The 20,604-nt window shown below is 67.8% G+C and carries 20 protein-coding genes; 10 read left to right on the top strand and 10 right to left on the bottom strand.

Features of this window, described 5'->3' with window-relative positions:
- Positions 1–269: 269 nt before the first annotated feature.
- The 3 genes from MXA07_RS09025 to MXA07_RS09035 all read left to right on the top strand — a co-directional run bounded on the left by MXA07_RS09025 (position 270) and on the right by MXA07_RS09035 (position 2,723).
- Positions 270–845 (top strand): HalX domain-containing protein, encoded by a 576-nt coding sequence (locus MXA07_RS09025; protein WP_247728276.1) that lies wholly within the window; start codon positions 270–272, stop codon positions 843–845.
- Between the two features lie 457 nt (positions 846–1,302).
- Positions 1,303–2,043 (top strand): J domain-containing protein, encoded by a 741-nt coding sequence (locus tag MXA07_RS09030; protein WP_247728277.1) that lies wholly within the window; start codon positions 1,303–1,305, stop codon positions 2,041–2,043.
- A gap of 77 nt (positions 2,044–2,120) precedes the next feature.
- Positions 2,121–2,723: a DUF420 domain-containing protein gene (locus MXA07_RS09035; protein WP_247728278.1), complete on the top strand. Its 603-nt coding sequence runs from the start codon at positions 2,121–2,123 to the stop codon at positions 2,721–2,723.
- Between the two features lie 70 nt (positions 2,724–2,793).
- Here the strand turns inward: MXA07_RS09035 and MXA07_RS09040 are convergent, their stop codons facing one another.
- Together MXA07_RS09040 and MXA07_RS09045 are read right to left on the bottom strand one after the other, a co-directional pair.
- Positions 2,794–3,594, bottom strand: coding sequence for an ABC transporter permease (locus MXA07_RS09040; protein ID WP_247728279.1), 801 nt, complete (start codon positions 3,592–3,594; stop codon positions 2,794–2,796).
- Positions 3,591–4,646, bottom strand: a complete 1,056-nt coding sequence (locus MXA07_RS09045) for an ABC transporter ATP-binding protein (RefSeq protein WP_247728280.1) — start codon at positions 4,644–4,646, stop codon at positions 3,591–3,593. The genes MXA07_RS09040 and MXA07_RS09045 overlap by 4 nt, the downstream gene beginning before the upstream one ends.
- Before the next feature lie 178 nt (positions 4,647–4,824).
- Between MXA07_RS09045 and MXA07_RS09050 the strand changes: the two genes are divergently transcribed.
- From MXA07_RS09050 to MXA07_RS09060, 3 genes are all read left to right on the top strand, one after another.
- The gene (locus MXA07_RS09050; protein WP_247728281.1) at positions 4,825–5,781 is read left to right on the top strand and encodes a TIGR03557 family F420-dependent LLM class oxidoreductase; all 957 of its coding nucleotides are present in this window, start codon (positions 4,825–4,827) and stop codon (positions 5,779–5,781) included.
- A 140-nt stretch (positions 5,782–5,921) separates the two neighbouring features.
- A complete protein-coding gene (locus MXA07_RS09055) occupies positions 5,922–6,575 on the top strand; it encodes a DUF192 domain-containing protein (RefSeq protein WP_247728282.1) in 654 nt (217 codons plus the stop codon).
- Positions 6,576–6,661: 86 nt separating this feature from the next.
- Positions 6,662–7,651, top strand: coding sequence for an aldo/keto reductase (locus MXA07_RS09060; RefSeq protein ID WP_247728283.1), 990 nt, complete (start codon positions 6,662–6,664; stop codon positions 7,649–7,651).
- 41 nt (positions 7,652–7,692) lie between these two features.
- Here the strand turns inward: MXA07_RS09060 and MXA07_RS09065 are convergent, their stop codons facing one another.
- Positions 7,693–9,126, bottom strand: coding sequence for a heme o synthase (locus MXA07_RS09065; protein WP_247728284.1), 1,434 nt, complete (start codon positions 9,124–9,126; stop codon positions 7,693–7,695).
- Positions 9,127–9,254: 128 nt separating this feature from the next.
- Positions 9,255–9,566, bottom strand: coding sequence for a DUF7111 family protein (locus tag MXA07_RS09070; protein ID WP_247728285.1), 312 nt, complete (start codon positions 9,564–9,566; stop codon positions 9,255–9,257).
- A gap of 145 nt (positions 9,567–9,711) precedes the next feature.
- Between MXA07_RS09070 and MXA07_RS09075 the strand changes: the two genes are divergently transcribed.
- The gene (locus MXA07_RS09075) at positions 9,712–10,005 is read left to right on the top strand and encodes a PadR family transcriptional regulator (RefSeq protein ID WP_247728286.1); all 294 of its coding nucleotides are present in this window, start codon (positions 9,712–9,714) and stop codon (positions 10,003–10,005) included.
- A gap of 42 nt (positions 10,006–10,047) precedes the next feature.
- On the opposite strand, the gene MXA07_RS09080 is transcribed toward MXA07_RS09075, so the two are convergent.
- Together MXA07_RS09080 and MXA07_RS09085 are read right to left on the bottom strand one after the other, a co-directional pair.
- Positions 10,048–11,352: a digeranylgeranylglycerophospholipid reductase gene (locus MXA07_RS09080; protein WP_247728287.1), complete on the bottom strand. Its 1,305-nt coding sequence runs from the start codon at positions 11,350–11,352 to the stop codon at positions 10,048–10,050.
- 212 nt (positions 11,353–11,564) lie between these two features.
- Positions 11,565–12,731 (bottom strand): acyl-CoA dehydrogenase family protein, encoded by a 1,167-nt coding sequence (locus MXA07_RS09085; RefSeq protein WP_247728288.1) that lies wholly within the window; start codon positions 12,729–12,731, stop codon positions 11,565–11,567.
- A 212-nt stretch (positions 12,732–12,943) separates the two neighbouring features.
- Here MXA07_RS09085 and MXA07_RS09090 point away from each other — a divergent pair, with 212 nt between their 5' ends.
- Positions 12,944–14,071 carry a hypothetical protein gene (locus tag MXA07_RS09090; RefSeq protein ID WP_247728289.1) on the top strand — a complete coding sequence of 376 codons (1,128 nt, stop codon included), beginning with the start codon at positions 12,944–12,946 and terminating at the stop codon, positions 14,069–14,071.
- Positions 14,072–14,140: 69 nt separating this feature from the next.
- Here MXA07_RS09090 and MXA07_RS09095 read toward each other — a convergent pair whose 3' ends face one another.
- Together MXA07_RS09095 and MXA07_RS09100 are read right to left on the bottom strand one after the other, a co-directional pair.
- Entirely contained in the window at positions 14,141–15,394 is a 1,254-nt protein-coding gene (locus MXA07_RS09095) for an NADH-quinone oxidoreductase subunit J (protein WP_247728290.1), read from the bottom strand.
- Between the two features lie 206 nt (positions 15,395–15,600).
- Entirely contained in the window at positions 15,601–16,455 is an 855-nt protein-coding gene (locus MXA07_RS09100) for a 3-hydroxyacyl-CoA dehydrogenase family protein (RefSeq protein ID WP_247728291.1), read from the bottom strand.
- Between the two features lie 205 nt (positions 16,456–16,660).
- Here MXA07_RS09100 and MXA07_RS09105 point away from each other — a divergent pair, with 205 nt between their 5' ends.
- The gene (locus MXA07_RS09105) at positions 16,661–17,263 is read left to right on the top strand and encodes a hypothetical protein (protein WP_247728292.1); all 603 of its coding nucleotides are present in this window, start codon (positions 16,661–16,663) and stop codon (positions 17,261–17,263) included.
- A gap of 131 nt (positions 17,264–17,394) precedes the next feature.
- Positions 17,395–18,153 carry an SAM hydrolase/SAM-dependent halogenase family protein gene (locus MXA07_RS09110; protein WP_247728293.1) on the top strand — a complete coding sequence of 253 codons (759 nt, stop codon included), beginning with the start codon at positions 17,395–17,397 and terminating at the stop codon, positions 18,151–18,153.
- Positions 18,154–18,237: 84 nt separating this feature from the next.
- Here MXA07_RS09110 and MXA07_RS09115 read toward each other — a convergent pair whose 3' ends face one another.
- Both MXA07_RS09115 and thsA read right to left on the bottom strand, forming a co-directional pair.
- Positions 18,238–18,600, bottom strand: coding sequence for a HalOD1 output domain-containing protein (locus MXA07_RS09115; RefSeq protein WP_247728294.1), 363 nt, complete (start codon positions 18,598–18,600; stop codon positions 18,238–18,240).
- A gap of 314 nt (positions 18,601–18,914) precedes the next feature.
- Positions 18,915–20,459 carry a thermosome subunit alpha gene (thsA, locus tag MXA07_RS09120; RefSeq protein WP_247731731.1) on the bottom strand — a complete coding sequence of 515 codons (1,545 nt, stop codon included), beginning with the start codon at positions 20,457–20,459 and terminating at the stop codon, positions 18,915–18,917.
- Between the last annotated feature and the right edge of the window lie 145 nt (positions 20,460–20,604).

Genomic DNA, 20,604 nt, shown 5'->3' on the forward strand with positions numbered 1-20,604 from the left:
TGTCCGCTGTGGATCGGTGCGATGACTACTTCCCGCGATGAACGGTTGCTCTCGCCCGTCTTCGCCCGTATTTGCGCTCCGTTCACGAGTAGTGTTCGCGCCGTCGACGTCCATTCGTCGCCGAACCACTCCCGAACACGAGCGGTGTGTAGTCGACGCGAGGGATACGCATATGGAGATTGACAACTGGTCGCGAGATTTATCACCCAGTATTGCTATTTTGTTGTCGTGGCCCGAATGGATGGTGATGGTATGGGAGTGGTCTACGCATGAGCGACGAGGAGTACTCGGTGCTCGTGGTCGACGACGAGGCCCGTCTCGCGGATCTCTTTGCGGCGTGGATACAGACCGAACGGGCGGTCGAGACGGCCTACGACGGGGAAACGGCACTCGAAAAAATGACCGACGCCGTCGAGGTCGTCCTCCTCGATCGACGGATGCCCGGGCTCTCGGGCGACGAGGTACTCGAGGAGATTCGGGAGACTGGCTACGACTGCCGCGTGGTGATGGTGACGGCGCTCGATCCCGACTTCGACATCATCGAGATGGGCTTCGACGACTACCTCGTCAAGCCGGTCTCGAAGGACGAACTCCTGGAGATGATCGATTCGGTGACGGATCGCTCCGACTACGAGTCCGACATCCAGGAGTACTACTCGCTCGTCTCGAAGAAAGCGTTGCTCGAATCGGAGAAGGCAGAGCGCGAGCTCGAGAACAACGATGAGTATCTCGATCTCGTCGACCGCGTCGAGGAACTTCGGGCGCAGGTCGACGAAACCGTCGCGGGCATGACCTCCCACGACGACTTCGTCGGTGCGTTCCAGGACCTGCAGTCGGAGAACTGAGGGCTCTCTCGAGTTAGTTTTCGGACCGCAGTGTTCCCCTCTTCCCGCCCACCACTCGTCGTGCGAATCTCTCTCTCGACTGATCCAATTCGTCTCTTCCGACCCTTGATCCGGACTCGGCGGACGCTTCCGTCTCGACATCGGAACCACGCTTCGTTTTGGGGCCGACGATCCACCGTTACCGGCGCGTCCGATGGCCGACCCTTCCGCTCCGTGCTGACCGACGTCGATCGCACCGGGGTTCGCGTGGCCGTCGTCCAGCGGCCGAAACGATTCCGTTCCGCAGACGGGGTGTGAACTCCGTTCGAGGGCCCGGACGCTACTGGCCGGAAACTGACACGTTTCGGTCGTAATGGGGCCGCTGCGCGTATCGTCCCGGCCGCGACCCACGACGTGTCGGAACTTTGTCCACAAGCGGGCAGAAAGACTCTTTTTCGCGAATCAGCAGAGTACCAGTGTGGATCGCGACTACGAAACGCTGGGCATCTCCCCGGACGCCTCGATCGAGGAGGTCCGCCGTCAGTATCGACGGCTGCTCAAAGAGCACCACCCCGATCACGGCGGGTCTCGCGAGCGGTTTCTCCGGATCAAGCGGGCCTACGAGGAGATCACCGGCGAGTCGCCTCCGCCGACTCGCCGCTCGGCGCTGCGTTCGTCGTTCCCGGCGACGTCCGCGGATCCGACGTTCGTGCGGGACGACGCCGATCCGGTGCGGACCCGATTGTCGGTCGACGGCGAGTACCTCTCGCTCTCGCTGGTCTCGATGCGACAGTCGCTCGAACTCTCCACGATCGTTTCGAGTCCGGCCGTCGCCCCGGACGTCGAGCGGCCGGTCGCGTTCTTCGAGGCGACGAACAATTCCGACGACGCGCTCTCGTGGGCGGCCTGGACGGAAACGACGTTCGTCGGGACCGACGGATTCATGTATCAAGGCTCGTCGATCCTGCGGGAGCAGGCCGGACAGTTTCCCGGCCACTGGTGGCCGCGAAAGGCGACGCTCGAACCGGGACGGACGCTTCGGGCCGTCGTCGTGGCCGCCGACCTGCCGGCGGGCGTCGACGTCGACCGGATCGTCTACACCCAGCGCGGTCCGGCCGTCGACGGGTCCGAGCGAGCGACCGAACGGTACCTCTTCGCCGTCTCGGAGGCGGACGACTCGATTCCGTTCGCTCCCGACGCCGCGGGCGGGCCACGCTGAGCCGGACGACGAATCCGAAGCTGGATCGCGAGAGTCGAATCCGAAGACGGAAAGCGCTGGAGTCGAAAGCCTCGCCAATGGCAGTCGCCGAGGCGCAGGCAGCGATTCGACGCAAACCCGAACGCGCGACGATCGGCCTGACGATCGTCGGCTACGCGCTCGTGATCGGAACCTTCCTCCTCGACGTCCCGATCTATCCGGACCTCTCCCAGGCGCAGGTGAATCTCATGACTCACGCGATCGCCGTCATAAACGCCACGACGACGATCCTGCTCGTGGCGGGCTGGTACCTGATCCGACGCGGCCGGGTGGACGCCCACCGCAGGGCGATGATGAGCGCGTTCACGACGATACTGCTCTTCCTCGTCGTCTACCTGCTCAAAGTCGGCGGCGGTGGGACCAAGGAGTTCGTCGGCCCCGATCCGTACTACTACGCCTACTTGCTCATGCTGGCGGTTCACATCGTCCTCTCGATCGTCGCGGTGCCGGTCGTCCTCTACGCGCTCCTGCTCGGCCTGACGCACACGCCGGCGGAACTTCGGGACACCGCCCACGCACGCGTCGGCCGGATCGCCGCCGCTTCGTGGATCGTCAGTCTCGGGCTCGGGGTGGTCACCTACGTCATGCTCAACCACGTCTTCGACTACACGTTCGCGCTCGCGACCCCGATTCCGGCGTAGTTGGCCGATCGATATCCCGGAATAGAACGCGATTTCGCTATCGATTCGAGCGCCAGCCAACGCCGTGCCGTCAGGACTCGGTTCGCGGGATGGATCGCGCGCCGAGCCAGAACGCGAGGACGGCGAACGCGGCGAGGACGAGCAGATTGCCGATCGCCGGGTCGAGGCCGGCGACCGCGCCGTGGGCTGTCTCGTCGTACGTCACGACTCTGACGCCGCGGGCGAAGTAGGTGAGCGGCGAGAGGGCGACGACGGGTTCGAACCACGCCGGGAGCTGGGCGAGCGCGACGAACGTCTCCGAGAGGAACAGCAGCGGCAGCCCGATCGCGTTGCTCGCCGCGACCGCGCCGTCGCGCGAGCCGGTGTAACTGCCGAGCATGGCCCCGACCCCGCAGAACCCGACGACGCCGACGAGGACGTACCCGAGGACGAGCGGGTGGAGCGACACCGAGGCGCCGGTGAGCGCGACGACGAGCGCCAGGATGAGCCCGGCGGCGATCGTGATGATCCCGGCGTTGACGATCGTCTGGGCCGCCAGCCACTCCGACCGACGCAGCGGCGTCGTCGCCAGCCGTTCGAACCGATTCCCCTCGCGGTGACGGGCGACCTCGCTGCTCATCCGCGAGAGCGGCGTAAAGAGGACCACGACGGCGACGTAGCCCGCGACGTAGTAGCCCGCGGGTTCGGCGAAGAGGCCGCCGCCGGTCGGGTCGGTGCCCACCAGCGCACCGAAGATGATCACGATGATCGCCGGGAAGAAGAACGTGAAGAAGACGGCCGTCCGCCGGCGGACGAACGCGCGCCAGCCGGCGTCGGCCTCGCCGCGAATGCGACGCAGACGTGCGCCGACGGCGTCGGCGGTGTCCGTCATCGACGCTCACCTCCCGCTGCCGTGTCCACCGTGACGCTGTCGTCCGTTGTGTCGGTGCCGTCAGGTGCCGGCGCGGTGTCTCGTCCGTCGGCCGCCCACGCACCCGCATCGGTCGGATCGTCCAAGAGCGCCAGGTAGACCTCCTCCAGGCCGGGTTCCGCCCAGTCGAGTTCCGTGTACCTGACCTCGAGCGACTCGAGGGTCTCGACGATCGATCCGATCGCCGTCGCTTCGACGTCGTGGACGGTGAGCGCTCCCGCGCGCGCGGTGACCGGCCGGACGACCCGGTCTTCGATCGACGCCGCGATCGACGACGGGTCCGGGGCCCCCTCGTCCTCCTCGCTCGCCCGCGCCGGCGCGATGTCCGGAATTTCGATCCGCACGGACGCGCCCTCGGTGTGGTCGTCGACGAGCGTCGCGGGCGTGCCGACGTCGAGGAGTCGCCCGTCCGCCAGGAGGCCGACGCGATCGGCGAGGCGTTCGGCCTCGGCCATGTCGTGGGTCGTCAGGAGGACGGCCGTCCCTCGCTCGGCGAGCGATTCGATCAACTCCCAGATCGTCCGCCGCCCGGCCGGATCGATGCCCGTCGTCGGCTCGTCGAGGACGAGGAGGTCGGGGTCGTTGAGCAGCGTCGTCCCGACGCAGAGGCGGCGCTGCTGGCCGCCGGAGAGGTTCTCGTACCAGGTGTCGGTCGAATCGCCGAGTCCCACCGCGTCGACGACCGCGTCCGGGTCGCGCGAATCGGGGTAGAGCGAGGCGTAGTAGCGGACGAGTTCGTCGACCGTGAGTCGGGCCGGCGGCGAGAACGCCTGCGGGAGGACGCCGATCGCCGTCGGGTCCACCGATTCCGGCGTCGAACCGAACAGCCGAACCGTCCCGGCGTCGGGCTCGACGGTCCCCGTGAGCGATCGGACGAGCGTCGTCTTGCCGGCGCCGTTGGGGCCGATCAGGCCGAAGACCTCGCCGGTCGCGATCGAGAGCGAGACGCCGTCGAGGGCGACCGTCTCCCCGTAGCGCTTGGCGACGCCGTCGGCGGATACGACCGGATCCATGTCTCGCCAGTAGCGAGCCAGCCCGGGTAAGGCGTTCGGTTTCGGTCGTCTCGGCGCCAGCGGGCGGGCTCGTTGCTGGTCGCGTTTACGCCCGGGATCGGAGTCGCGACCGACGTCGTCCGTGCGTCGGGTTCGCAGGCCCAATCGATATGCACCTGGGGATGGTCCGGCCACTGGTATGGTGGACGTCGGATACACGCTCTCGAGCGAGGAACACGGACCGACCGAGCTCGTCGAGTACGCCCGGCGCGCCGAAGCGGCGGGCTTCGACTTCGTCTCGATCTCGGATCACTTCCACCCGTGGGTGACTGCCCAGGGCGAATCGCCGTTCGTCTGGTCGACCCTCGGCGGCGTCGCGACGGCCACCGACCGGATCGAGATCGGCGTCGGCGTCACCTGCCCGACGATCCGCATCCACCCGGTCAACGTCGCGCAGGCGGTCGCGACGATCGACGTCATGTGCGGCGATCGGTTCACCTTCGGCGTGGGGACCGGCGAGAACCTGAACGAACACGTCGTCGGCGAGCGCTGGCCGGAGCACGAGGTCAGGCTCGAACTGCTCGAGGAGGCGATGGACGTCATGCGGTCGCTCTGGACGGGCGAGAATACGAGTCACCGCGGCGAGCACTACACCGTCGAGAACGCCAAACTGTTCACCGCACCGGAGGACCAGCCGACGACGATCGTGAGCGCGTTCGGCCCGCAGACCGCCGAGTGGGCGGCCGACCACGGCGACGGCCTGTGGTGTTCCGGTCCGCGGGACGCGGTCGTCGACGCCTACGAGGGGGCCGGCGGCGAGGGGCCGCGCTACACGCAACTCCACGGCTGTTACGCCGAGTCCGAGGACGAGGCCGTCGAGACGGTCACCGAGATCTGGCCCAACGGATCGCTCCCCGGCGAACTCGGCCAGGAGTTGCCGAGTCCGCGTCACTTCGAGCAGGTCGCCTCGATGGTCGAACCCGAAGCCGTCGCCGAGTCGGCGACGCTCACCGATCCCGATCCCGAACCCTGGATCGAGTCGTTCGAGACGGCCGTCGACGCCGGCTACGACCACGTCTACTTCCACCAGATCGGGCCCGACCAGGCGGCGTTCTTCGAGTTCTTCGAGGACGAACTGGCCGGCGAACTCGCCTGAAATGGTAGGTTTGCTCGGGCGCGCAGGCCGACACTTGCTTTGGTCTCGCCGGTCGTGTTACCGGTTACTATGAATACTAATCGTCACTGGTCGCGACGACACCAATGGTTTATCGACCGTGACGGCGTGCGTTCGGTCGTATGTCTGACGGCTGGTTCTCGGCGAACCGACGTCGGGTACTCCTCGCGCTCGGCGGGACGGTCGCCAGCTCGACGCTTGCCGGCTGCGCGGGTGGAATCGAGTGGCCCGGGGACGGCCCTGGCGGCCCAGAGGATATCGATGCAGCGGATCCGGGACCTGCGAACGACTCGAGCGCCGATGGCGACGGGGACGACGGTTCGAGCAACGAATCGACCGACGGCGGATCGACAGAGCCGGAGATCCACGCCGGGTACGAGACGACCGAGGTCGTCGTCACCGACGATGATGGAATTGAACTCGGCTCGGTCACGGCCGCCATCGCGGACACGCGCGACCTCCGCTATCTGGGGTTGAGCGACACGGAGTCGCTTCCCGAGGACCGCGGGATGCTCTTCGTCTACGATTCGGTCGCCGATCGGACGTTCGTCATGCGCGAGATGGACTTCGGGATCGACATCGTCTACGCCGACGCCGACGGACAAATCACGGCCATCCACCACGCACCGGCACCCGGCCCGGACGAGGACGGCGAGTCGATGCGGTATCCCGGGCGCGGCCAGTACGTCCTCGAAGTGAACTACGAGTGGACGGCGGAGCGCGGGATCGAAGTCGGACACTCACTCGACTGGGGGCGGTCGGTGACCGAGGACTAACCGATCGGCCTTCGGGCGAGTGCTTTCCGTCGACCGCTTCCGGGACCCCACCTGTTTTGCCGGCCGCGGCCGAACGGCGACGTACTATGGAGTACACCACCCTCGGCGAGACGGGCACCACCGTCTCCCGACTGTGCTTCGGCACCTGGCGATTCGGAAAGACGCACGGCGACGACGTCGAGACCACGCGCGAGGAGGCCCACGCCCTCCTCGATACGTGTTACGAGAACGGAATCAACTTCATCGACACGGCAAACGTCTACGGCGATCCCGACGGCACGAGCGAGACGTGGATCGGCGAGTGGCTCGAGGAGTACGATCGCGAGGAGTTCGTCATCGCCTCGAAGGTCTACTTCCCCTTCGACGGCTGGGGCGAACCGGGGCCGAACGACTCCGGGCTGGGACGCAAGCACGTCCGTCGCCAGATCGAGGGGACGCTCGACCGCCTCGGGACCGACTACCTCGATCTGTACTACATCCACCGCTGGGACGACGAGACGCCGATCCGCGAGACGCTGTCGGTCCTGACGGATCTCGTCCGCGAGGGCAACGTCAACCACCTCGGCATCTCGACGGCCGCGGCCTGGAAGCTCACCAAGGCGCTCTGGACCGCCGACGTCGAGGGCCTGGAACGCTTCGACGTCACGCAGCCGATGGTCAACGCCGCCCACTACGACGAGGTGGGCGACTACCTCGACGTCTGCGCCGACCAGGACCTCGCAGTCTGTCCGTACTCGCCGCTGGCCGGCGGCTTCCTCACCGGCAAGTACGACCGCGCCGCCGACGGCTCCGTCGAGGCGCCCGACGGCTCGCGCGCGACGCTCGAGGACCGCTTCGGCGAGTACTACGCCACGGAGACCGCCTGGGACGTCCTCGAAGCCGTCGAATCCGTCGCCGACGAGGTCGGGGCGACGCCGGCGCAGGTCTCGCTGCGCTGGCTGATGGAACAGGATCGATTCACCTGCGTCCCGATCGTCGGCGCGCGCACCCCCGACCAGCTGGAGGAGAACCTCGGCGCGGTGTCGCTCGACCTCTCGGACGAGCAGTTCGAGCGGATCGAAGCGGCCCGCGACTGATCCGATCGCCGCCCGCGATCGTATTCTCCCCGATTGCCGTCTCAGACCAGCACCATCGCGTCGATCAGGATCGCGACGAGGACGGCCCCCAGGAAGGCGTTCGAGGCGTGGAACGACCGGAGGGCGGCCCGGTCCGTCCGGGCGAAGTGCAACTCGACGGCCGCCCAGAGGAAGACCCCGCCGAAGGCGACTGTCGTCGCGGCGAAGAGGACGCCGAGGTCGGAGAGCCACGCGAGGACGGCCGCCCCGACGAGCGTCGCTCCGAGGTAGTAGACGATGTGCTTTCGGGTCACCGTCTCGCCGCGAACGACGGGCATCATGGGGAAGCCGCCGCGCGCGTAATCCTCGCGGTAGGCCAGCGCCAGATTGTAGAAGTGTGCGGGCGTCCAGAGGAAGATCACGCCCGCGAGCGCGAGCGCCGGGAGCCCGATCTCGTTCGTGACGGCGGCCCAGCCGATGAGCGCCGGCAGCGCGCCCGCCGCGCCGCCGATGACGGTGTTCTGGACGGTGTTGGGCTTGAGAACCAGCGTGTAGACGACGCTGTAAAAGAGGATGGCGACCAGCCCGAGCGCCGCCGCGAGTCCGTTGATCGTCAGGAAGACGGCGATCGAGGCGGTCGACAGCCCGATTCCGAAACAGACGGCGTTCCTGATCGGGACGAGATCGGTCGCGAGCGGCCGGTCGGCCGTCCGGTTCATCCGGCGGTCGACGTCTCGTTCGAGGACGTGATTGAACGTCCCCGAGGCCCCGATGGCCAGGACGCCGCCGAGGAGCGTCGCGACGGCGGTGGCGCCGTCGAGGGCCGGGCCCGCAGCCAGCGCCATCCCGGCGGCGGCGACGAGACAGAGCAACCACATCAGGCGCGGTTTCGTCATCGAGAGGTACGCCGTGGCGGTCAGTTTGATCCGGTCGGCGAGGTCGTCTGGCGTCGGATGTATCCCCGGTTCCGGGGCGTCTTCCAGCGGGTCGGCCGGCTCGGTCGCCACCGAGCGGTCGACGTCGTCGTCGCTCCCGGTCGCGCGCTCGAGATCCCACGCGAGCGAGAGGACGACGGCGCCGAAGACGGCCACCCCGAGTCCGAGGTGCAGCCCCGGAACGAGCGCGTCCGGCCCGTCCGTCGCCGTGACGGCGCCCACGCCGATCTGGAGCGCGTAGAGCCCGACGGCCACGAGCATCGTCGACCGCACCCGTGCGGACGTATCGCCCAGCCAGGCCGCGATTGCCGTCGCCACGACCAGCAGGCCGACGACGATGGCGGCGAGTCGGTGGGCCCACGCGATCGCCAGTTCCGTCTGGCTCAGCGGGTTCGTCGGTGGTTCACAGGTCGGCCAGGTCGTACAGGTCGCGGCGGCGTCGGTGACAGACGTCGTCGCGCCGATAATGATGAGGAGGTAGACGCCGAGGGACGTCGCTGCGAGCAAGGCGGCAAAGCGCGATCTGGTTCGGATCGGTGACGGAAATGCCTCGGCGGTCACGGTTCGTCACGATGTCTACGCTCGAGGGTATTATGGTTCCCGCTTTTATCGGCCGTGAGGTGGATGTCCCCGCCGCCCTGTCCCGGGGACGACTCGTATTCCGGTTCCGCCGTCAACGGCCCCGGTCGTCACATCCCCATGTCTTCGGCCGCGTCCGGGACCGGGAGGGCGCCCGGCGAGACGCCGAGGCGTTCGGCGACGTGGTCGAGCGCCATCTCCAGGCCGTAGTAGCGTTCGAGTTCGGCACCGTCGGGCGCGGTCCGCACCGCGAGCATCGCGTAGCCGTCGACGTTCTGGGCGATCGCGGCCGTGTCGCCCGTGCCGTCCACGTCGAACTCGAGCAGCCGTTCGTCCGACGTCTCTCGATACGTCGCGACCACGCCGTCGGCGCGCGCAGTCGTTCGGTCCGCGTCGCCCCCGTTCGACCGATCCGAGCACATAGCTTCCACTCGCGAGCGCGTCGACTGGAACCTGTCGGTTTCCGCCGGCCCGCTCCCCGTTCGACCCACCCACGTTCGCGAACCGGGCCACTCCGTCAGCGGCCGGACCGAAAGACTGGTGCGACCGCCCCGCCGACACAGGCGCGTGACACGCTGGCTCCAGAGCGGGCGGCGACGGGACATCTGCTACCTGCTGGCCGGGACCGACGGCCGACGGGGACAGGGGCTCAAGTCGGCGCTCGAATCGCACTACGACGAGCGCATCGACCCGAAATCGTTCTACGGTTCGCTCTCGGCGCTGGTCGACGCGGGCCTGATCGAGAAACGGACCGAGGGACTCCACGACCGGTACGCGCTGACCGACGGCGGACGTCGTCGACTCGAAGACCACGTCGCGTGGGTCGCGGCCCAGACCGGGGAGATAGAAAGCGAGGAATAACCCGAACGTGGCGGGGAGCCGGGGACGAGTCGGCGACGATCGCTACTCGAATTCGAACGCGGCGGAGGCGTTGCTCCGCTGCTTGTTCACCGGTTTCGGGATGATGCCGTCGAGGTCGACGGCCACCTTCTCGCGGACGAACTCCTTGAGCAGGGGGATGTCGTCGAGGTGCAGGAGTTTGGCGATCGCCAGCGGGTTGCCCGAGTTTAGTTTCCGCATCGTCCGCTCGTCGAGCCCGTTCAGGTCCTCCATGAAGCGATCGTAGCGCTCGTTCCCGGCCAGGTACAGCAGCTCGGTCATCAGTAGCCGCCGGCGCTGGTTCGGTGCGACGTCGCGGTGCCAGAGCCGGTCGTAGACGCTCATCTGCTCGGCGCTGGTGTCGGTCATCCCCTTGTCCAGACAGGCCTCGACGGTGATCGCGGCCGCGCGGGCGGATTTCATGCCCTTGTGGATTCCTTCGCCCCAGACGGGGTCGATGCTCGGGACCGTGTCGCCGATGGCCATGAACCGGTCGGTCGAGAGCCGATCCGGCATCTGGATGTGGGCCGAACCGCGGTGCTGGATTCCCTCCTTTCGCTCGGCGTCGGCGAAGCGCGGGTCCCGGTCCAGCCAGTAGTCCATGTAGTCGTCGACCGAGAAGCCCTCGCGGGCGTTCTCGCGGTGGCTGTCGTTCTGGATGTAGCAGAGGCCGACCTTCGCCTCGTCCGCGCCGGTGTGAAAGATCCAGGAGTAGCCGCCGGGCGCGAGGTCGTGGTCGAGGCGCAGCATCATCGCGTCGGTCAGGTCGCCGAAGTCCGGGTGGTCGAGGTCGACGCCTGTCAGCTCGTACTCGATACCGATCGCGTGGTTCTCGCGGCGCAGGTCGCTCACGCCGAGTGCTTTCGCCAGCGGCGCGCTCGGCCCCGTCGCGTCGATAGTGATATCGGCGCGCACCTCTTCGGAGCCGTCGTACCTGACGCCGACGATCTCGCCGTTCTCCATGATCGGCGCAGTGACTCGCGCGTCGAAGCGGTACTCGGCACCCTGCTCGCGGCCCGCCTCGACGAGCCAGCGCTTGAAGTCCGCGAACTCGAGGACGGCGCCCGGGTGGTTGCGCGTGTAGTGGTGATTGGGGGATTCGAGGACCACCTTGTCGGTGAAGTTCATCACCACGTCGTCGGGGACGCCGAAGGAGGTGATCATCGACGGGAAAGTGCCGGCCGTGGACTTGTTACTGGTCTTGGGGAAGACGTCTTCGGCCTCGGTCTCGAGGACGACGACGTCGTACCCCCGCGTCGCCAGGTCGCGCGCACACTGGGCGCCCGCCGGGCCCGCACCCGCCACGATCACGTCGTACTGGTCGCTCATCTCCGAATACTTCGTCAGCGTGGATAATGAGTGTTGATGAATCGATTCGCGGGCCGGACGGTCGGTTCTGCACGATCGAGAGGTTCCGCAGACCGTGTTCCAGCCGCCTCCGGCCGCCCGAGCGTGATCGGTGTGCCGGGCACACAGACGACGCTAGCGGCGATGTTCGCCGCTCGAACGTCGATTCGACTTCGGGGCGGCGACCGCCGGGGTCACTCCAGCAGCTGATCCCCGATCGTGTTCCGCAGCACCTCGCTGGTCCCCTCGTAGATCTCGTTGAGCTTCGCGTCGCGGTAGAAGCGCTCGGCGGGGAAGTCCTTGGTGTAGCCGTAGCCGCCGTGGATCTGGATGCCCTCGTTGGCCACCTCTCGCGAGATCTCGCTGGCGTAGAGTTTCGCCTGGGCGGCTTCCTTGATGTAGTCCTCGCCGCGGATCTTGTTGTCCGCCGCCCTGTGCATCAGGAGTTTCGCGGCCTGGATCTTGGTGTCCATGTCCGCCAGCTTGTGCTTGATCGCCTGGAACTCGCCGATGGGCTGGCCGAACTGTTCGCGCTCGGTCGCGTAGTCGCGGGCCTCCTCGAACGCGGCTCGCGCGATGCCGACCCCCCGCGCGGCGATGGTGATGCGGCCGCCGTTCAGCGTCTTCAGCGCGTGGACGAACCCGCGGCCCTCCTCGCCGAGGCGGCGATCGGCGGGAATCTCGAGGCCGTCGAACCGGAGCTCGGCGGTCGGACAGCCCTTGTCGCCGAGCTTGTCCTCCGTTCCTTCGACGTGGAAGCCGTCGTCCTCGTCGGGACGGACGACGAAGGAGGAGATGCCCTCGTTGCCCGCCTCGGGGTCGGTCTTCGCGAAGACGACGACCGTCTCCGCGACCGAACCGTTCGAGATCCAGAGTTTGCCGCCGTTCAGCCGGTAGGCTTCGGGCTCGTCTTCCTCGGCACCAGCGCCGATCGGTTCGGCCGTCGTCTCCATCGCCGGGACGTCGCTCCCCGCACCCGGTTCCGAGAGGGCGAAGGCGCCGACGTCGCGCCCCTCGGCCAGCGGCGTCAGGTACGCTTCCTTCTGTGCGTCGTCCCCGAACTCGTAGAGCATGTTGCCGGCGAGGGAGGTGTGGGCCGCGACGATGGTCCCCAGTCCGCCAGACCCCCGCGAGATCTCTTCGAGCCCGATGGCGTAGGCGTGATAGTCGAGCCCGGCGCCGCCGTACTCCTCCGGGAACGGCATGCCCATCAGGCCCAGCTCGCCCATCTCGGCGACGAGATCGCGGGGAAAGTCGTCCTCGTGATCGATCTCGGCCGCGCGCGGGACGACCTCCTCGTCGACGAACGTCGCGACCATATCACGAATCTGTTGTTGCTCCGGCGAGAGTGTAAAATCCATACGGGCAGATTCCGTCTCTCCGGGTTTAGGTGTTCCTCCTCGCGGAGAACGTTGCCAGTACGGCCCGGCGTTCCCGCCCGTTCGGATCGGCGGGTGGTCGGCTTCGAGACCGTCGACGTCGCCTCTCGAACGGCGAGGATTCCCGTCTCGGATTCCGGGCAGCGGACCGACTGGCCCAAAAACCCAACACCCGCTGTTCGAAAGGCGGTTCCATGGTGCGAGACACTGCGACGCGTCCGGCCTTGGACGGCGTGGCGCCCGGCCCGGCGACGGGCTACGCGTCGGAGGGGGACGAATCGATCGAGTACGACGGCTCGCGAATCTGGCTGAGTCGGTTCGTCGACGCGGCGGCCGACCGGCTTCCGTACGGACCTGTCGTCGCAGGCACGGTCGCGCTGGGCTGGCCGCCGCTGGCGCTGGGGGGCGTGGTCCTCGCCGGGCTAATCGACACCGCGACGCCCGCCTTCCTGGCCTCGTTCGCCCTGACCGCGGGGCTGCTCACGGCCTTTCCGGTTCTCATCTGGTACTACGACGCGCGCGTGCTGACTCGCTTCGCCGGGCGAATGCGCGAGCGCGTCGCGGACGAGGACGCGCTCGCCGACACCGCTGCGACGTACGAACGACGGTTCGCGCGTCGATATCCGATGGTCGTGGTCCCCTGGACGATTTTGCTCCTCGGCGTGGTCGCGGTCAGCCTGCCGACGTTCGCGGCCCAGGGCATCGCCGGCGTCGGTGACCCGCTGTTCTGGGCGGTCGCGGCGTTTTTCTGCTGGGGCGGGCTGCTGACCGGAATCGGCTTCCACGGCGCGCTCACGACCGTGGGTTACCTCCGGACGCTCGTCGACCGAACGATCCTCTCGATCGATCCGTATCACCCCGACGGACTGGGCGGCATGAGTTCCGTCGGCTACTTCGCGATTCGCACGACGCTGCTGCTCTCGACGGGCGCGCTCTTGCTCCCGTTCGCGTTCCAGCTCGCGGCGGGGACGCCCTTCGAATCGCCCATCTACCTCGCCGTCGCCCTCTACGTCGGGGTGATCGCGGGCTCGTTCGCCTACCCGACCTGGCTCGTCAATCGGAGCGCCGACGAGGTTCGCGTCGAACACCTCGACGCGCTCGGGTCCGAGATCACCGCGCTCCAGCAGGACCTGGCGGCGACGCCCGGCCACGACGTCGACGACGTCGGGACGTTACTCGAACTCCAGCGGCTCCAACAGCTGTACGACGATTATCGGGCGACCCGACTCTACCCGATGTCGCCGTCGATTCTGAGCCAGCTCGTCGCCTCGGTCCTGCTCCCGATCGTCATGCTGGGCCTCGAATCTGTCGTCCTCGGCTGAGCCGCGGCCCGGAGCCTTCGGTCGGTCCAGCGGCGACGGACGAATCGACCGTCTCTCCTGCATCGCGACTCAATCGTTTTCGGCCACGCGAGTGGTCACCCCGCTCGCGCTGTCGGGTTCCTCGTCCACGTCCGCGCGACCGTATCGCCACCCGAGGACCGCGAGCGGTGCGCCGACCAGCACCACGAGGAGGCTCCACCCGACGAAGACGATCCCGGCGCCGACCGGCCAGACGTACGGCGCGTGGGCCAGGAGCGGGAGTGTCGGGACCAGTGCGAGGAGCACCCCGGGGCCCCACGGTCGTCGTCCCGCCCCGACGACGTACCCGAACGGGACGAACAGGCCGACGCCGAGGACGAACGCCGCGACGTTGATCCCGGTCGGCCAACCGACGGTCGGCCAGCCGACCGCGGCGACGACGGCGGCGGCGATCAGTGCGCCGAGCACGAGCCCGCGCCCGCCGACCCCCCGACCCCGCAGATGGTCGACGATCCGCTCGGTGGCGGTCGACGCCCCGACGCGCCTGGCGAGGCGCCGGATCGACGCCGGACGCCGCTCCCATCGCCCGATCGCCAGTCCGAGCACGGCGGTCGCCACGCCGAGGACGGCCACCGGACCGACGGCCGCGAGCGCCCCGTCGGCGACCTTCGCCGGGCCGAACGAGCGTGCGGCCGTCGCCATCGCGGCGATCCGGCCGCCGACGCCGTCGTCGCCGTAGGTGAGATACGTCTTCGACGAGAGGCCACCGATCCCGCCGGCCGTCTCCTGCGTCCAGGTGACCGATCGACCGTCGACGTTCGCGTCGGGCGGTCGGTTCGTGACGACGGATCCGTTGGGGACGGTCACCGTGACCGCGTCCGCGCGGAGTTCGTATCGGTGGCCGGTCCCGCCCCGATAGAAGTACTCGACGATCCACGCACCGCCCATCCCCTCGCGGGCCACGTCTTCGACGGTGTATTCGACGACGACCGTGCCGTCACTGACGCGAGTCTGGATGTTCGCCGCGTCGTCGACGGCGACGTCGTACCGATTCCACCGCTCGTTGACGTCGACGACGAGGTCGATCCCGTTGTCCCGGTACGCCGCGGCGGTCGATTCGTTGACCGGCACGCGCGCGACCCACCGGGAATCGCCGCTCTCGTCGACGTGGATTTCGAGCGTGCCGTCGTCGGTCGCGCCGGGGAGCGTATCGCCGCAGACGCCGCAAAGCGACTTCGGCGGCGGCGCGGCGACGGCCGATCCGGCACTCGCCACGACGAGAACCGCGATCCCCAGCGCGATCAGGGAGAGCGGCCACGACGGCGATCGCGACGTCTCGGGCATAGGCCACCATTGGCATCGAGATATTTATATTTATCCGATTTATTTAGGTATAATTTAGTTCAGCGGGTTTCCGGACCGACCCACAAGCGGTGTCTCCTTGAGGTCGGTTCCGCCGTCTGAACCGCCTCCGTCGGTCGAACACCTGTCGACGAGGAGATCGGTCGACCGCGTCGCTGCGATCGGATCGTCCGATCGGGGTATCCCGCTCAGTCGTAGGAGTAAAAGCCCTCGCCGGTTTTCTTCCCGAGATCGCCGGCCTCGACCTTCCGCTTCAAGAGGTAGGCGGGTTTGTACCGGTCGCCGAGTTCCTCGTACAGCGTTTCGGTGGCGTGCAGGCAGACGTCGAGGCCGATGTGGTCGGCGAGCGTGAGCGGTCCCATCGGGACGTTGGTGCCAAGCTCCATCCCGGCGTCGATGTCTTCCTTCGACGCGACCCCTTCGTCGAACGCGCGGATCCCCTCGTTGATCCAGGGCATCAGGATGCGGTTGGTGACGAAGCCGGGTTTGTCGTCCGATTCCCAGGTGGTCTTCCCGAGGTCGTCCGCCACGTCGTGTGCCAGCCCCGCGGCTTCGTCGGCGGTCTTCTCGCCGACGACGATCTCGACGCCCTCCATGATCGGAACGGGATTCATGAAGTGCAGGCCGACGACGCGCTCCGGCCGGTCGAGGTCGGACGCGATCGAGGTGATCGAGAGCGTGCTCGTGTTCGTCGCGAGGAGGACCTCTGCGTCGCAGTGGGTTTCGAGGTCGGCGAAGACGTCCCGTTTGACGTCGAGGTCTTCGAGGACGGCCTCCACGACCAGGTCGCAGTCGGCGAGGTCGGCCAGCTCCGTCGTCCCCTCGATGCGGTTCCTGATCGTCGACGGATCCGTCGGGAGCGAATCACGCTCGGCGAGCCGACCGAGACTGTCGTCGATGGTCTCGAACCCGGACTCGACGTACTCCGCCGCCACGTCGCGCATGACGACCTCGTAGCCGTTCGTCGCGGCGACCTGCGCGATGCCGCTACCCATCGTTCCCGCGCCGACGACGCCGACGCGGTCGATGTCCGTGCGTACCATACGTCTGCGTTCGCGGTCTCGGTCGTTAAGGTGACGATTTGCCGTGACGAAATCTTCGATCGTGTGACAGGGGTCGTCCGTTCGGTGGCGGACGGAACGGAGCAGTCTGATTTTCAATCAGGGGGACACCGATCGCCGAAACGGTACCGAGAGAGAAACGTTGAAGGTGGCTCACTCCCACGGGTGAGTAACCTGAATCAGCCGCATGAGTGAACGAAACGCCGTCGACGGGAGTCCCGACCGGCTGCGCCCGCTGGAGGCCGAGGAGCGACGGGCACTGGCCGAGGCCGACGTCGACCCCGACGCGCTGGGCGATATCGGCGTCGATCCGTCCGGCGTCGTCGATAAGGAGTACTCCTACCGACAGTTGCTCGACGCCGGCGTCGAGGAGGCAGCGGCCGACAGACTCCGGCGACAGTTCTCGCTGCCGTGGTCGTTCGAGACGGACGGCGATCTCGACCGTCGCTCGGAGGCCGTCTCCGGACTCGGCGCGGACGAGCGCGCCTGGGTCGCGGCCAGCGCCGACGAGGACTGGCAGGGATTCGCCGACGCGGGCACGCGCTCGATTCCCTCGACCGTCGACGGCCCCGACGAGCGACCCTATTCGAAGCCGACGCCAGTGACGGCGGTGACCGGCGTCAGCGAGGCCAACGCCGACCGACTGGCGGAGGGCGGGATCGTCTCAGCCGAACGGCTCGCGACGGTGCACGCCGGCGAGGTGGCGTCGGCGCTGGACCTCGACGTGCTACACGTCCGAACGTGGCGACACAGCGCGCGCGAACTGGTCGGGCGGGCCGACTCCGCGTAATCGATCCGGCCGACTCCGCACGATCGATCGGGCGTTCCGAGAGTTGTCGGTCGCCTTCTACCGACATCGGTCCGCGGCTCGGTTCGAGACGAGGCGACGATCCTTTTGTGCGCTCGATCGGACTACGACGTATGATCACGCTCACCTCTGACTTCGGCTCGCCGTACCCGGCCGCGATGAAGGGCGTCATCGCTTCGCGAACGGACGCCAGACTGGTCGACGTCTCCCACGAACTCCCCCGGCAGGACGTCGGGTCGGCCGCGTTCTGGCTGTGCGAGACGCTCCCGTACTTCCCGCCGGCCGTCCACCTGGTCGTCGTCGACCCGGGCGTCGGGACCGAGCGGGCCGCCCTCGTCGTACGCGCTGGGGACCACGTCCTCGTCGGCCCCGACAACGGCGTCCTCGATCCCGTCAGTCGCCGACTCGGAGACGATGGCCCGATCGAGCGCTACCGAATCGACGAGGGAAATCCCGAGAGTTCGACGTTCCACGGCCGTGACGTCTTCGCTCCGGCGGCCGCCACCGTTCACGACCGGTCGCTCGAGGCCCTCGGCGGAACCGACGCGCTCACCGCGACTGCGGAGTACGTCTCGATGGAATTGCCCGAACCGACGATCGACGGTGCCGTCGCGGACGGTTCGGTTCTCGCGGTCGACGACTTCGGGAACTGCATCACGAACGTGCCGGGCTCGTTCGTCGCGGATGCCGACGCGGTCGTCGTCGACACCCGGCGGGTTCCGGTGGTCGAGGCGTTCGACGCGGTCGATCCGGGCGTCGCCCTCGCCGCCGTCGGCAGCCACGGTAACCTCGAACTCGACGTCAACCGCGGCCGCGGCGACGAGACGTTCGGCCTCGAGACGGGCGACTCGGTGCGCATCCGACGATCCTGAGCGCCGCGCGGGACGGCGCCCTGATCGCTCCCGACGCCTGGCCGGGGTGTGTACCTATCGCAGGGCGTGTGCCCCGTCGCTTGGCTAGACTCGCTCACCCTCGAGCCAGTCGGTCGCGTCCACGGTCAGTCTTCCATCCGCCCGCACCTCGATCGTACACCCCTCGTATTCGAACGCCAGCGTCGCCGGCGGTCGGTTTCGACTGCCTCGCTGCCAGTGAGCCACGAACCGTTCGAGGGCGTCGGGATCGACCGTCTTCGTGATCGGTTCGAGCCGGGTTACATTCGTTCCCGTCACCGCGGCTACGGCCGATACCAGTTCGGTGACGACCGGATCGTTCGTACCGCCCACGTCGACGATCGTGTGGAACGCATCCCTCCCTCCCTGGGTCGCAGGCGCTTGCTCCTCGATTCGAACGCGGTCGTCCCCATCGTCGGTGCGGGACATACCATCAGTAATTGTAACGTGTTACCACTTAACATTATTGGGTGGCGCCGCCGTCTTCGGCGGCGGAACGCGGAGATCGTCGAGCCGTCCGGGCCGATTCCCGCTCGATTGAGTTGACCGGGGTCGGGGCGTGGAGATCGTTTCGAACGGCTCGATCGAGTACGTCGGCATCCGATCCCACCACGCTCTATCGGACTCGACTACTCGGGGACCGCACGGCTACCAGGATGGCTCGACGGCGGCCGAATCGACCGATCGTCGAAAAATGACTCGCAATCGCGTCGGGAGCGCTCGGCTCGCGACGCTCGACGGCGTTACTCGGCGGCGATGACGTCGTCGATGCGAGCGATCATCGTCGCGGCTTCGGCGGCGCTCTCGACGGCCTCGCGCTTGACGTCCGCGGGGTCTACGATACCGTACTCGACGGGGTCGTCGATGGTGACCTCCTCGCGGTCCGTGATCAGACCGGCGCGGCCCTCGGACTCGTGGGCGGCGCGCAGGTCAACCAGCGAGTCGATCGGGTCGCGTCCGGTGTTGGATGCGAGCGTGCGCGGGATGACGTCGATGGCGTCGGCGAACGCGTTGACGGCCAGCTGCTTGCGCCCCTCGATGCCGGCGGCTTCCGAGCGGACGCGATCCGCGATCGCGATCTCGCTGGCGCCGGCGCCGGGGACGACCTCGCCCGACTCGCGCGCGGTCTCGACGACGTCGAGCGCGTCGCCGACCGCGCGTTCGAGTTCGTCGACGACGTGCTCGGTGCCGCCGCGGACGAAGACGGTGACGGCTTCGGCGGCCTGGCCGCCCTCGATGAACGTCAGGTCGTCGTCGCCGAAGCGCTCGGTGCGGATGCGCTCGGCGTGGCCGAAGTCCTCGGCGTCGAGGTCGTCGAGCGTCCCGATGCGGCGGGCGCCAGTCGCGGACGCGATCGACTTGACGTCGGAGCTGCCGATGTCCTCGTAGACGAGAACGTCCTCGCCGGCGAGGTAGGAGGCGACGCGATCGTCGACGTCGTCGGTCGTGAAGACCACGTCGACGCCGGAGTCGGCGATCGCCTCGGCGTAGCCGCGCAGTTCGGACTCCTCGGCGTCGAGGGCGGCGTTGAGCTGGTCGATGGAGTCGATGGCGTACTCCGCGTCGACCTCGCCCGTGCGGACCTCGAGCGCGACGTCGAGGATGGCGATGTCGGCGTCCTCGACGCTCGAGGGCATCGTCTCGTGGACGGGCTCCTCGTCGACGACGATTCCCTCGACGAGGTCCGTCGCGCTTGAGGAGGCGCCGACCTGCGTGTAGACGGAGACGTCGTCGCGTCGGACGCCGTCGTCGTCGCTGACGTGGTCGATGGCGGTGACGACGGTCTCGGCGAGTTCGGCGGGCGTCAGGCCGCCCGTTCCCTTGCCGGTCATGCTCGATTCGGCGACCTCCGCGAGGAGGTCGTGATCGACCTCGACGTCCAGTACCTGGTCGTCGATGGCCTCGAGGGCGATGCGGGCGGCCTCGTGGTAGCCCTCGACGATGGTCGTCGCGTGGACGTCCTGATCGAGGAGGTCTTCGGCCTCACCGAGGAGGTTGCCGGCGATGACGGCGGCGGTCGTCGTGCCGTCGCCGACTTCGGCCTCCTGCGTCTCGGCGACCTCGACGATCATCTGGGCGGCGGGGTGCTCGATGTCCATCTCCTCGAGGATGGTCGCACCGTCGTTGGTGATGACGACCTCGCCGCCCGAGTCGACGAGCATCTTGTCCATGCCCCGGGGACCGAGCGTCGTCCGGACGGACTCGGCGACGGCCTTCCCGGCCATGATGTTCGACGACTGGGCGTCTCGGCCCTCGGTCCGCTGACTGTCCTCGCTGAGAATGAACATGGGTTGTCCGCCCATGCGCTGCTGTTGTGCCATGGTTGAAGCCTCACTACTTGTATCATCAGCACTTCTATATAAGCGTTTCCCTACGGCCCGCCACCGTCAGGTGGTTGTGACCCGTTGGCACGGGGGGATGTCGTTTCCCCGT

Origin of the sequence: Halovivax limisalsi (assembly GCF_023093535.1) — an archaeon.
Taxonomy (GTDB): Archaea; Halobacteriota; Halobacteria; order Halobacteriales; family Natrialbaceae; genus Halovivax; species Halovivax limisalsi.